Origin of the sequence: Streptomyces sp. NPDC005931 (assembly GCF_042871235.1) — a bacterium.
GTDB lineage: Bacteria > Actinomycetota > Actinomycetes > Streptomycetales > Streptomycetaceae > Streptomyces.
Genome location: NZ_JBIAIG010000029.1, coordinates 17,608 through 29,539 on the forward strand (window position 1 = coordinate 17,608; position 11,932 = coordinate 29,539).

Genomic DNA, 11,932 nt, shown 5'->3' on the forward strand with positions numbered 1-11,932 from the left:
TACATGACGTTCGTCCCCAGGGCGGGAGCCCGCCCATGAGCTACGACCCGCCCCGCCCGGCCGGTCGTCTGCTGCTCACCCCCGAGGACAAGGAGGCCCCCGCCCGCACCGCGCGGTTGCGCCGCATGGGACTGGGGGCGCACCCCGAGCCCGCGCTCGACACCTTCGCGTACGGCCTCGCCGAGCTCACCGGGGCCCCGTACGCCATGGTCAACTTCCTCGGCGAGCAGGGACAGTTCTTCGCGGGCCTGCACGTCCCGGCCGTCGCCCCGGTGGTGCGTGGCGACGGGACGAGTGTGCGTCTGGGCCGGGTGCTGCCCCGCGACCATGGTTTCTGCCCCCATGTGGTGGCCCGGCGCAAGGCCCTGGTGCTCGAGGACGTGAGCGACTACCCGCGGTTCGCGGGCAATCCGGTGGTGGACGAGTTCGGCGTCCGCTCCTATCTCGGGGCGCCGCTCATCGACAGCGCCGGCATGGTGCTGGGCACCGTCTCCGTCTGCGACGTCCAGCCGCGCGCCTGGGGCCTGCCCGGTCTCGCCGCCATCAAGGACCGGGCCGCGGATCTCGCCGTACGGCTCGAGCGCCGGGAGCGCGACGGGCTGCCGTGGTGAGTCCCGTCGCCGTGGCCCCGTACGGGTGACGGCGTGAAGGAAAGCTGTGGCCGCGCTTAAGAAAACCTCGATGGACCGGTGAGGGTGTTGTACGGCAGATTGCAGTGCGATTCCACTCCTCTTCCCGGTCAGGGGCGTCTTCGGCATGCCCGGAGCCGGGACTCACCCACAGGAGCCGTAGCGTTGAAGGCGCTGGTCAAGCAGAAGGCGGAGCCCGGGCTGTGGCTCGCGGACGTCCCGGAGCCCGCCGTCGGACCCGGCGACGTGCTGATCAAGGTGCTGCGCACCGGTATCTGCGGCACCGACCTGCACATCCGGTCCTGGGACGGCTGGGCGCAACAGACGATCACCACCCCGCTGGTCCTCGGGCACGAGTTCGTCGGCGAGGTCGTCGAGACCGGGCGGGACGTCACCGACGTCAAGACCGGTGACCGGGTCAGCGGCGAGGGCCACCTGGTGTGCGGCAAGTGCCGCAACTGCCTGGCCGGACGCCGTCACCTGTGCCGGGCCACGGTCGGGCTCGGGGTCGGGCGCGACGGCGCGTTCGCCGAGTACGTGACGCTGCCCGCCACCAACGTCTGGGTGCACCGCGTCCCCGTCGACCTCGATGTCGCCGCGATCTTCGACCCGTTCGGCAACGCCGTGCACACCGCCCTGTCGTTCCCGCTGGTCGGCGAGGACGTCCTGATCACCGGGGCGGGCCCGATCGGCCTGATGGCCGCCGCCGTGGCCCGGCACGCCGGTGCGCGGCACGTCATGATCACCGACGTCAGCGAGGAGCGCCTGGAACTCGCCCGCAAGATCGGCGTGAGTCTCGCGCTGAACGTCGCCGAGTCGACCATCGCCGACGGCCAGCAGACCCTCGGTCTGCGTGAGGGCTTCGACATCGGCCTGGAGATGTCCGGCCGCCCCGAGGCCATGCGGGACATGATTGCCAACATGACGCACGGCGGCCGTATCGCCATGCTCGGTCTGCCGGCCGAGGAGTTCCCGGTCGACTGGGCCCGGGTCGTCACCTCGATGATCACCATCAAGGGGATCTACGGCCGGGAGATGTTCGAGACCTGGTACGCCATGTCGGTCCTGCTCGAGGGCGGCCTGGACCTCGGCCCCGTGATCACCGGCCGTTACGGCTACCGCGACTTCGAGGCGGCGTTCGAGGACGCGGCGAGCGGCCGCGGCGGCAAGATCATCCTCGACTGGACCGCCTGACCACCTGCTCCCCCCCCTCACCCGCAAGCACTTTCAGGAGCCCTCCATGTTCGACTCCGTGCGCGACGACCTGCGTGCCGCCCTCGATGAGATCCGCGCCGCCGGTCTGCACAAGCCCGAGCGCGTCATCGGCACGCCGCAGTCCGCCACCGTCAACGTCACCGCCGGCGGCCGCCCCGGCGAGGTGCTGAACTTCTGCGCCAACAACTACCTGGGGCTCGCCGACCACCCCGAGGTGATCGCCGCCGCCCACGAGGCACTGGACCGCTGGGGCTACGGCATGGCGTCCGTGCGCTTCATCTGCGGCACCCAGGAGGTGCACAAGGAGCTCGAGGCGCGCCTCTCGGCGTTCCTCGGCCAGGAGGACACGATCCTGTACTCCTCCTGCTTCGACGCCAACGGCGGCGTCTTCGAGACGCTGCTCGGGCCGGAGGACGCGGTGATCTCGGACGCCCTGAACCACGCGTCGATCATCGACGGCATCCGGCTGTCCAAGGCCCGCCGCTTCCGTTACGCCAACCGCGACCTCGCGGACCTGGAGCGGCAGTTGAAGGAGGCCACCGAGGGCGGTGCGCGCCGCAAGCTGATCGTCACCGACGGCGTCTTCTCCATGGACGGCTACGTGGCCCCGCTGCGTGAGATCTGCGACCTCGCCGACCGGCACGACGCCATGGTCATGGTCGACGACTCGCACGCCGTCGGCTTCGTCGGCCCCGGCGGTCGCGGCACCCCCGAGCTGCACGGCGTCATGGACCGTGTCGACATCATCACCGGCACCCTCGGCAAGGCGCTCGGCGGCGCCTCCGGCGGCTATGTCGCCGCGCGCGCGGAGATCGTCGCCCTGCTGCGCCAGCGCTCCCGCCCGTACCTGTTCTCCAACACGCTGGCCCCGGTGATCGCCGCCGCCTCCCTGAAGGTCCTCGACCTGCTGGAGTCCGCCGACGACCTGCGGGTGCGGCTCGCGGAGAACACTGCCCTGTTCCGGCGCCGCATGACCGGGGAGGGCTTCGACATCCTGCCCGGCGACCACGCCATCGCCCCGGTGATGATCGGAGACGCGGCCCGCGCCGGGCGCATGGCGGAGCTGCTGCTGGAGCGCGGTGTCTACGTGATCGGCTTCTCCTATCCGGTGGTGCCGCAGGGGCAGGCCCGTATCCGCGTCCAGCTGTCGGCCGCGCACTCCACCGAGGACGTGAACCGCGCTGTGGACGCCTTCGTGGCCGCGCGGGCGGAGCTGGACGCCTGACGCGGGCGGACTTCGTCGCCCGACGGGAGCGGACCGCATCGTTTGAGACAATCGATCTCATGATCGAGGCACGGCGGCTCCACATCCTCCGTGCGGTGGCCGACCACCGCACGGTCACGGCGGCTGCCGCCGCTTTGTATCTCACCCCTTCGGCCGTGTCCCAGCAGCTCACCGCGCTGGAGCAGGAGACGGGTCACCGGCTGGTCGAGCGCGGCGCCAAGGGTGTACGGCTGACCCCGGCCGGCGAGATCCTGCTCAGCCACACCAACGCGGTCCTCGCCCAGCTGGAGCGCGCCGCGGCCGAGCTCGCCGCCTACGGCTCGGGCGCGGCCGGCACCGTCACCGTGGCGTCCTTCGCGACCGGTATCGCCCAGGTCGTCGCCCCCGCGGTGGCCCGGCTCGCCGAGTCCGCGCCCGGCATCCGCATCCGCGTCCAGGACGCCGAGGGCGACGCGAGCCTGCCCATGGTGCTGGACCGGCAGGTCGACGTCGCCGTGGCGGTCGAATACCGCGGGGCGCCGCCCGCCGACGACCCCCGGCTGGCCCACGTACCGCTGTACGCCGAGCCCTTCGACGCGGTCGTCCCGGTCACCCACCGGCTGGCCGACCTGCCCGAGGTGCCGCTGGGTGAGCTGGCAAAAGACTGCTGGATCGGCCCCTACCCCGGCAATCCCTGCCATGACGTGGTGGTCCTGGCCTGCGAGAACGCCGGGTTCCAGCCCCGTCTGGAGCACTCCTCGGACGACTTCCGCGCGGTGGTGGCCCTCGCCTCGGCGGACGTGGGCGTCGCCCTGGTGCCGCGCTCGGCGCTGCGCGGCATGGACCTCACGGGCGTGGTGGTCCGCCCGGTCGACGGGGTGGCGCCGACCCGCCGGGTCTTCGCGGCCGTGCGCCGGGGCGCCGAGGAGCACCCGCTGATCCGTCCGGTGCTGGACGCGCTGAGCGAGGCTGCCGGGGAGGCGTAGGGAACCGGCCCCCGTCCGGGCACAGTCTGGGGTGTCATGCGTGTGACGATGATCCTCCCGGCCCTGACCGAGGCGACCGGCCCGCTGTTCCGGCCCATCAAGTACTCGCTCTTCCCGCCCCTCGGCCTGGCGACGCTGGCCGGACACCTGGACCCCGACGACGAGGTCACGCTGTACGACGAACACGTCGAGCGCGTCGACCCGGAGGCCCTCGGCACCCCCGACCTCCTGGTGATCCAGCCGTACATCACCTCCGCCCGACGCAGTTACGAGCTGGCCGACCACTTCCGTGCCCGGGGTGTGCACGTGGCGATGGGCGGGCTGCACGTCACCTCCCTGCCGGAGGAGGCGGCGGAGCACGCCGACACGGTCTTCACCGGGCCCGGCGAGGACACCTGGCCGCTGTTCCTGAAGGACTTCCGCGACGGCGTCCCCGCCCGCCGCTACGACTCCACGGGCCGTACCCTGACCGGACTGCCCCCGGTGCGCCGCGACCTGATCAAGCGTCACCTGTACCTGGTCCCCAACTCGCTCGTGGTGTCGCGAGGCTGCCCGCACCACTGCGACTTCTGCTACAAGGACGCCTTCTTCGAGGGCGGCAGGTCCTTCTACACCCAGACCGTCGACGACGCCCTGGCCGAGATCGACCGCCTGCCCGGCCGCCACCTCTACTTCCTCGACGACCACCTCTTCGGCAACCGGCGCTTCGCCGAGGCACTGTTCGACGGCATGGCCGGGAGCGGCCGGCTGTGGCAGGCGGCGGCCACCGTCGACTCGGTCATGAGGCCGGGCCTGCTGGAGCGCGCGGTGGAGGCCGGTCTGCGGAGCCTCTTCGTCGGTTTCGAAACGGTGAACGACGCCAACCTCGCCGAGCGCCGCAAGAACCAGAACGTGGGCGCGGACTACGCGGCGGCCGTACGGCGGTTGCACGACGCCGGGGTCATGGTCAACGCCAGCTTCGTCTTCGGCCTCGACCAGGACGGCCCCGACGTCTTCGACCGCACCGTGGAGTGGGCCGTCGAGCAGGGCATCGAGACGGCGACGTTCCACATCATGACCCCGTATCCGTCGACGGGGCTGTGGAAGCAGCTCGCGGCGGAGGACCGGATCGTGCACCGGGACTGGGACCTCTACGACACCCGTCACGTCGTCTTCAGACCCAAGGGGATGACGGCCCGTCAGCTGGAGGACGGCTACTGGCGGGCCTACCGGGACTTCTACCGCTGGCCGAACATCTGGCGCGGCGCGGCCGCCCAGCCCGGTCGGCCCGAGCGGATGCGGCACCTCGCGTACGCGGGCGGCTGGAAGAAGTTCGAGCCCGCGTGGGACCTGCTGATCCGCTCCAGACGGGTGGTGCGCGCACTGCCGGTGCTCGAGCGGACGCTCGCGGCGTTCGGCGGCCGGGACTGACCGGGTTCATGACGTCGACGTCTCCAATATGGGATATCGTCCCGCATGTGAGACGAGATGACACCGGGACGGACCCGCACCCGGACCCCATGGACACCCGGCTCGGGGCCCGGCTGGCCGAACTCAGGGCGCAGCACGGCTGGTCCCTGGGCGAGCTGGCGGACCGCACGGGCATCAGCAGGTCCACGCTCTCCCGTGCCGAGCGGGCGGAGACCAGCCCCACCGCCTCCCTCCTCAACCGCCTGTGCTCGGTGTACGGACGGACCATGTCCCAGCTCCTCAGTGAGGTGGAGGCGGAGCCCGCGCCGCTGGTGCGGGCCGCCGACCAGCCGGTGTGGCAGGACCGGGCCTCCGGCTTCGTCCGCCGCTCCGTCTCCCCGCCGCACGGGGGACTGCGCGGCGAACTCGTCGAGGGGCGACTCGCCGCGGGCGCCGACATCGCCTACGACCGTCCGCCCGTGCCCGGCCTGGAGCAGCACATCTGGGTCCTGCAGGGCACCCTCGGCGTCACGGCGCAGGAGACCGAGCACCACCTCGGCGCGGGTGACTGCCTGCGGCTGCGGGTGTGGGGGCCGACCCGGTTCCGCTGCGCCGGTCCCGAGGACGCGCGGTACGCGCTGGTGGTGGTGGGCCCGTGACCGTGAGCCGCCTGGACCCGGCACACCTGCTGGACGCCGCTCAGGACCTGGCCGACCTGCTCGCCGACACCGTGGACGGCGGCTCCTCCGTCGGCTTCCTCGCCCCGCTCGACCGGGCGGCGGCCGTCGCCTGGTGGACGCAACGGGCCGAGACCGTCGCCGCCGGACGGCTCGCCGTGTGGGTGGCGCGCGGGGAGCGGGGCAGGGTGCTGGGCACCGTGAGCCTCGCCCTGCCCGACAAGCCCAACAGCGGCCACCGCGCGGAGCTGGTGAAGCTGATGGTGTGCCGCGCGGCGCGCGGCCGGGGGCTCGGCCGCGCGCTGCTGGCCACCGCGGAGGAGGCCGCGGCCGCGCGGGGCATCACCCTGCTGCACCTGGACACCGAGACCGGCAGTCCCGCCGAGCGCCTCTACCGCTCGGCCGGCTGGACCCCGGTCGGTTCGATCCCCGACTACGCGGCGGACCCGACCGGGGTGCTGCGACCCACGACGATCTACTACAAGCGCCTGGCGGCCGGGGGCACCCCCGCCGCCGGGTGAGTGCCCGTGGCAACGGCGACGGTGTCCGCCGGACTCCCGACGGGCGACGGTGTCTGCCCGTCGCCCGACGGGCAACGGTGTCTGCCGGGCCGGACGCCCGGCGACTGCGGCTGCAGAGCCAAGGGCTGCGTCACCCGGCGACGATGCGGTGGTGCAGGTGGACGATGCCGGGCACGGCGGGGTGTATGCCGTCGCCGTCAATCACCGAAAGCCCGCTCGGCCTCCTGGTAACGCGCCACCAGCAGCGGGTCCATCACCGTCGACCCCGGACCGAAGAACTTGCCGAACTTCTCCCGGTACTGCCGGAACCAGTGCGGCCGGTCGGACAGGAAGAAGACGTCGTGCAGGGCGATGGCGCGGATGGCGAGAAGGGGGATCGGTGCCCTGCTCACCGCGAAGCGGGGGTTGCGTGCCGCCGTCACCTCGCAGTTCTCGTGGAACTGGCCGATCATGAGACCCCGCGCCACGAAGACGTCCTTCACCCGGGCATGGGCCTGGTCGAGCAGTCCGGTGTCCTCGCTGCGCAGATCGGGAAGTGCGACCACCATGGCCTGGAGCATGGGGTTCCTGCCCTGCCAGTTCGTCAGCTCGTACTCCCGCAGGCTGCTGTGGGCCATCTCCTCGATCAACTCGAGGGTCGGCGCGGGGCCGACCAGCCGCAGGCGGATCTCCATCGTCCGGTTCTTGCGGGAGGGAGCCACGAAGGGACAGATGGGCCCCGAACGGCCGATCTCCGGATGGCTCGCGGAGATGTACTCGGTCAGCCAGGCGTTGACCGTCTCCAGCGTGGACGCGAGGTCGACCGAGGGGACCGTGGACGTCATGACGCACCCGTGAGATCGGCGATGCGGTCGACGGCGATGCGTGCGAGCCGGTGGATCTCCGACTCGTCCGGGACACGGGCGTTGACAAAGGTGAGGATGTCGTCCTGCGCGACGATCACCCAGGCGGTCTGGATACGGAAATGGTCGACGCAGGAGAGCCAGCGCACCAGAAAACCGCCGTCCCCCAGGTCGACGGGCACCAGGTCCACCCTCGTGATGTCGAGCCGTACGCCGTCGTTCAGTTCCATCCGGTACTGCGCGCACGCGTGCACCGCGTCGAAGAGCTCCTGGTAGACCTGCCGGCAGGCCCCGTTGCCGAACTGAGCGACATGGTGGAAGACCACCGACCCCACGATGTTCGTGAACAGCGCGGAGGCGTGGTGCGTCGTGTCGGGGTGCGTGCCGTGCGTGAGCATGTTGGTCAGGTCGACGATGACCCGTCCCGACTCGTCGCCGGAGACGAAGGCGGGATCGTAGGCGGCGCTCGGCTCCTCGCCGAAGAACGACTCCTCCAGGTCCTCCTCACGCAACAGCAGCTGCTGGAATGCGGCGTCGTCCATCGAGGTCTCCTATCGGCGCACGAGGCTCAGCGGACGCATGTCGGTCCAGTGCTCCTCGACGTAGGCGAGGCAGGTTCGACGGTCGCTCTCACCGAGCGCGACCGTCCAGCCCGCGGGCACCTCGGCGAACGAGGGCCACAGCGAGTGCTGGCCCTCGTCGTTGACGAGCACCAGGAAGGTGCCGTCGGGGTTCTCGAAGGGGTTGCTCATCATGGCTCCCTGCGCGAAGAGGTCGGGTGGGGGAGAAGGTGCGTCACTGCACTCGCAGCACACCGTTCACGTACGTGTGGATGCCGTCGATCGAGGTGAAGAGCGCCATGTCCTCGAACTGCGGGTCTATGACCACGCCGTGCCGCTCCTCCAGGGCGTGCTGGAGGACGACCAGGGTGAACGAGTCGATCACCAGCTCGGCGTCGTCCGTCAGCTCCGCGGGCGGCCCGAGTCCCGCGTTCTCGGCCAGTATCGTTCTGATGTCGTCTTTCGAGATCACCGGTCCCCCTGTGCCCGCGAAGGCGATTCCGACATGACGCGTCCGTGCATCAGTGCACGGTCGCGGACCAGCTTCCCCATCGAGTTCCGTGGCAGCAGTCGCGTGATGTGGAACCGCTTGGGGACCTTGACGGGGCTCAGCCGTTCCCGGCACCAGACCGTCAGCTCGTCCGCGTCGACGGTCTGTTCGGCGCCCACGAACGCCTCGATGGCCTCTCCGTGCGTCACCACGGCCTCCGTCACCCGGGCATGGGCCAGCAGGACGTTCTCCACTTCCGTGAGGTCGACCTTCAGCCCGCCGACCACGGTCAGCGAATCGGCCCGGCCGAGCATGCTCAGGACCCCGGTCGCCGGATCCTGCCGGACCCGGTCGTACGTCCGCAGCCAGCCGCCCGCGAAACGGTCGGCGTGCTCGCCGTACAGGTACGGCGATCGGTCCATCCGTACGTACAGCTCCTCGTCGACGACCTTCACCTCGGCCCCCGGCACCGGGAGTCCCACCTGCGGAGGGACGGACGCGCCGGACAGGTCACCGGCGATCAGACCGATCTCGGTCAGGCCGTAGACCGGGCTGATCGGCAGGCCGAAGCACGCGCGGAACCGCTCGTACGTCTCCTGCGGCACCCGTTCGCCGCCGGACACCGCGAGCCGCAGCGCGGGCACTTCGGGCCGGTCGCCGATGCGGGACAGCAGGTCGTAGTGGACGGGCGTTCCGTACACGGCGGACGTCTCGGTGGATGCCATGAGCCGTACGACCTCGGCCGGGCGCAGCGTGGGCGGGACGACCAGTGTCGCCCCGGACGCGAGGGCGTGCAGGACGCCGCTGACCAGACCCATGTTGTGCATGACCGAGTTCAGCAGCATCAGCCGGTCGCCCCTGCCGGGGATTCCGGGAAGCGCGGCGTGCCGGTCGAGTTCGGCCAGTACGGAGTCGGCCGGGCGGCCGATCACCTTGGGCCGGCCCGTCGAGCCCGAACTGAACTGCACCAGGCGTATGCCGTCGAGGGCGGGCCGGCCGTTTGGCAGCGGCCGGACGGAGAAGTCGGACTCCTGCCGGAAGCCCGCCACCGGCCCTTCCGCGCCCGCCGCGGCGACGAGGTACTGCGGACGCACCAGCTCGGCCAGCGGCTCGTACTCGGCCGGTTTCAGCCGGAAGTCGACCAGAACCACCTGCGCCCCACGGCTCCACAGGGCCAGCAGCACCTGAAGATACGTGAAACTCGGCTTCATCCTCAGGAGAACCGAGCTGTTCTCCCCGATTCCCTGGTCCCGAAAACGCTTCTCAAGATCAGCGACCGCCGTGCGCAACTGCCCCCGGGTGACCGGCGAGCTCGAAATGGCCCACACCTCGTCGTTCGTGCCCCGGCTCAGCAGATGACTTCCCCACCACGTCTTTGCCATACGGGTTTCCTTTTGTGGAACAGGTCCGGCAAACGTGCGATCCGGCATTTGTTGAGAGCGAAGCTAACACTGCCGAGAAACGGCGGGCAAGCGCCCCGCGATCAATGCGGCCGGCCCCCGCCGTCAATGCGGCCGGCCCCCGCGATCAATGCGGCCGCCCCGGCGACGACCGGCGTTCCGACACTGTGCCGCCCGCGGGAGAGGCGCCCGTCCCGGGTGCGGCGGGCATCGCCCGCGCCCCGCCACCAAGGGAGTTGAGTGGGCCTCCACCAGCGACACCAGGGGGCCTTTGCCCTGCCTGACCGCCCAGGGTGCATCGCGGGCCGACGCCGGGCCCACGCGCCGGCCTCGCCGGGCGGTCCCGATGTCCCGCCGGCGGGACATGCACGGGACATGCACGTGGCATAGCCGATTGATCTCCTTGACCCTCCAGATCTCCCGGGGTTAGGTTTCCCTCGGTTGTGTTTCCGGGCGGGTGCGCCCGATTCCGATGCGTACGGCGGTCCACGTCGCTCCGGTAGGCCGACGGTCGCCGTTTTCACTGTTGCGCGGTCGAATTACCGACGCGTTTTCCGAGCTGTTGCGAGTTTTTCATTCTTGTCTCTCCGGCCGTCCGTGCGGGGGAAATTTCGGAGGTGGAGACTTGTCCATCAGTGCTGGCACCACGCTGCCCCTCACGGCTGCGCAACGCGAAATATGGATCGCCGAGCAGCGGCTGGGGAAAGGAAATCGGGTTTTCCGGGTGGGCGAGTACCTGGAGATCCACGGACGCGTGGATCCAGTGCTGTTCGAACGAGCCCTGAACCTGGTCGTCGCCGAGGCCGAGGCGCTGCACGTCCGCTTCGTCGAGGAACACGGCGAGGTCCGGCAGACCGTCCACGAGCCTCCCGACCGGTCGCTCGCCGTCGTCGACCTCAGCGCGGAGCCGGATCCCGAACGGGCCGCCCGCGACTGGACGGACACCGCGGTCGCCCGGCCGATGGACCTCGCCGAGGACCGGCTGTTCGCGTACGCGCTCCTGAAGCTGCGCGCCGACCGCTTCTGGTGGTATCAGGGTTACCACCACGCCGTGATGGACGCCTTCGGGTCGTTGCTGATCACGCGCCGGGTCGCCGATGTCTACACGGCGCTCGCCCGGGGCGGCCCGGTGGGAGCGAGCCCGTTCGGCTCACTGTCCGATCTGGTCGCGGCCGAGCAGAAGTACCAGGCATCCGACCAACTGGCTCAAGACAGGGCGTACTGGACAGAAAACTTCGCCGATCGCCCGGAGCCGGCCGGGATGGTCGGCCGACCGTCGACCACCCCGGAGCGCTACCTCCGGCACACCACCGCACTGGAGCCGGCGGAACTCACGGCACTGCGTGACGCCGGCCGCCGGGCCCGGGCACCCTGGTCGCACCTGGTCATCGCCGCCGCGGCGCTGCACGTCCACCGGATGACCGGCGCCTCGACCGTCGTCCTGGGCCTGCCGGTGACGGCACGCCTGGACCGGGTTCAGCGGCGGACCCCCGGTACGGCCTCCAACGTCCTCCCGCTCAGGCTCGCCCTGCGACCGGAGCTGACGCTCGGTGAACTCCTCGCCCAGATCGGGAAGCGCGTGCTCGAACTGGGCCGCCACCAGCGGTACCGGGCCGAAGACCTCCGGCGTGACCTCGAACTGCCCGGCCGGGTGGGCACGTGGTACGCCCCGGTCGTCAACGTCATGTCCTTCGACTACGCGGTCACGTTCGCCGGTCTGCCGACCACCGCCCACAACCTCTCCTCGGGCCTGGTCGGCGATCTCACCCTCGCCGTGTGGGACCGACGCGACGGCACCGGGCCGACAGTCGACCTGAACGCCCATCCCGAGCTGTGTTCGGATCACGAACTGGCCGCTCATCATCGGCGTCTGCTCACCGCCTTGCGGGCGGTCACGGCAACGGATCCCGACCGGCCGATCGGACGGATCGATCTGCTGTCCGAGGAGGAGCGGGCGGCGCTGTTGGCCGTGCCGGCCGTCGCGGTGCCGTCGCGGGCGACGCTGCCGGAGCTGTTCGA

Annotated in this window: 13 protein-coding genes; 8 read left to right on the plus strand and 5 right to left on the minus strand. The window is 70.8% G+C overall.

Features of this window, described 5'->3' with window-relative positions; all coding sequences use genetic code 11:
* The first annotated feature begins 35 nt into the window (after positions 1-35).
* From ACFYOV_RS33080 to ACFYOV_RS33110, 7 genes are all read left to right on the plus strand, one after another.
* Positions 36-611, plus strand: a complete 576-nt coding sequence (locus tag ACFYOV_RS33080; protein ID WP_389094224.1) for a GAF domain-containing protein — start codon at positions 36-38, stop codon at positions 609-611.
* Positions 612-794: 183 nt separating this feature from the next.
* Positions 795-1,823: an L-threonine 3-dehydrogenase gene (gene tdh, locus ACFYOV_RS33085; RefSeq protein WP_389094226.1), complete on the plus strand. Its 1,029-nt coding sequence runs from the start codon at positions 795-797 to the stop codon at positions 1,821-1,823.
* Between the two features lie 46 nt (positions 1,824-1,869).
* The gene (locus ACFYOV_RS33090; protein WP_389094228.1) at positions 1,870-3,069 is read left to right on the plus strand and encodes a glycine C-acetyltransferase; all 1,200 of its coding nucleotides are present in this window, start codon (positions 1,870-1,872) and stop codon (positions 3,067-3,069) included.
* 59 nt (positions 3,070-3,128) lie between these two features.
* On the plus strand, positions 3,129-4,034 hold the full coding sequence (locus ACFYOV_RS33095; RefSeq protein ID WP_389094230.1) for a LysR family transcriptional regulator: 906 nt from the start codon (positions 3,129-3,131) through the stop codon (positions 4,032-4,034).
* A 36-nt stretch (positions 4,035-4,070) separates the two neighbouring features.
* Entirely contained in the window at positions 4,071-5,444 is a 1,374-nt protein-coding gene (locus ACFYOV_RS33100; protein WP_389094232.1) for a B12-binding domain-containing radical SAM protein, read from the plus strand.
* An 89-nt stretch (positions 5,445-5,533) separates the two neighbouring features.
* Positions 5,534-6,082 carry a helix-turn-helix domain-containing protein gene (locus ACFYOV_RS33105; protein ID WP_389094250.1) on the plus strand — a complete coding sequence of 183 codons (549 nt, stop codon included), beginning with the start codon at positions 5,534-5,536 and terminating at the stop codon, positions 6,080-6,082.
* Positions 6,079-6,621, plus strand: a complete 543-nt coding sequence (locus ACFYOV_RS33110) for a GNAT family N-acetyltransferase (RefSeq protein ID WP_389094234.1) — start codon at positions 6,079-6,081, stop codon at positions 6,619-6,621. The genes ACFYOV_RS33105 and ACFYOV_RS33110 overlap by 4 nt, the downstream gene beginning before the upstream one ends.
* A 197-nt stretch (positions 6,622-6,818) precedes the next feature.
* On the opposite strand, the gene ACFYOV_RS33115 is transcribed toward ACFYOV_RS33110, so the two are convergent.
* From ACFYOV_RS33115 to ACFYOV_RS33135, 5 genes are read right to left on the minus strand one after another with little or no spacing between them, the layout of a single operon-like run.
* Complete coding sequence (locus ACFYOV_RS33115) at positions 6,819-7,445, minus strand: DUF6875 domain-containing protein (protein ID WP_389094236.1); 627 nt, start codon at positions 7,443-7,445, stop codon at positions 6,819-6,821.
* Positions 7,442-8,005: a hypothetical protein gene (locus ACFYOV_RS33120; protein ID WP_389094238.1), complete on the minus strand. Its 564-nt coding sequence runs from the start codon at positions 8,003-8,005 to the stop codon at positions 7,442-7,444. Before ACFYOV_RS33120 ends, ACFYOV_RS33115 begins: the two co-directional genes overlap by 4 nt.
* A 9-nt stretch (positions 8,006-8,014) precedes the next feature.
* The gene (locus ACFYOV_RS33125) at positions 8,015-8,215 is read right to left on the minus strand and encodes an MbtH family protein (RefSeq protein WP_389094240.1); all 201 of its coding nucleotides are present in this window, start codon (positions 8,213-8,215) and stop codon (positions 8,015-8,017) included.
* A gap of 43 nt (positions 8,216-8,258) precedes the next feature.
* Positions 8,259-8,495, minus strand: a complete 237-nt coding sequence (locus ACFYOV_RS33130; RefSeq protein WP_389094242.1) for a phosphopantetheine-binding protein — start codon at positions 8,493-8,495, stop codon at positions 8,259-8,261.
* A complete protein-coding gene (locus ACFYOV_RS33135) occupies positions 8,492-9,895 on the minus strand; it encodes a class I adenylate-forming enzyme family protein (RefSeq protein ID WP_389094243.1) in 1,404 nt (467 codons plus the stop codon). The genes ACFYOV_RS33130 and ACFYOV_RS33135 overlap by 4 nt, the downstream gene beginning before the upstream one ends.
* A gap of 643 nt (positions 9,896-10,538) precedes the next feature.
* Here ACFYOV_RS33135 and ACFYOV_RS33140 point away from each other — a divergent pair.
* On the plus strand, positions 10,539-11,932 hold a 1,394-nt coding region (locus ACFYOV_RS33140; RefSeq protein ID WP_389094245.1), incomplete at its 3' end, for a condensation domain-containing protein.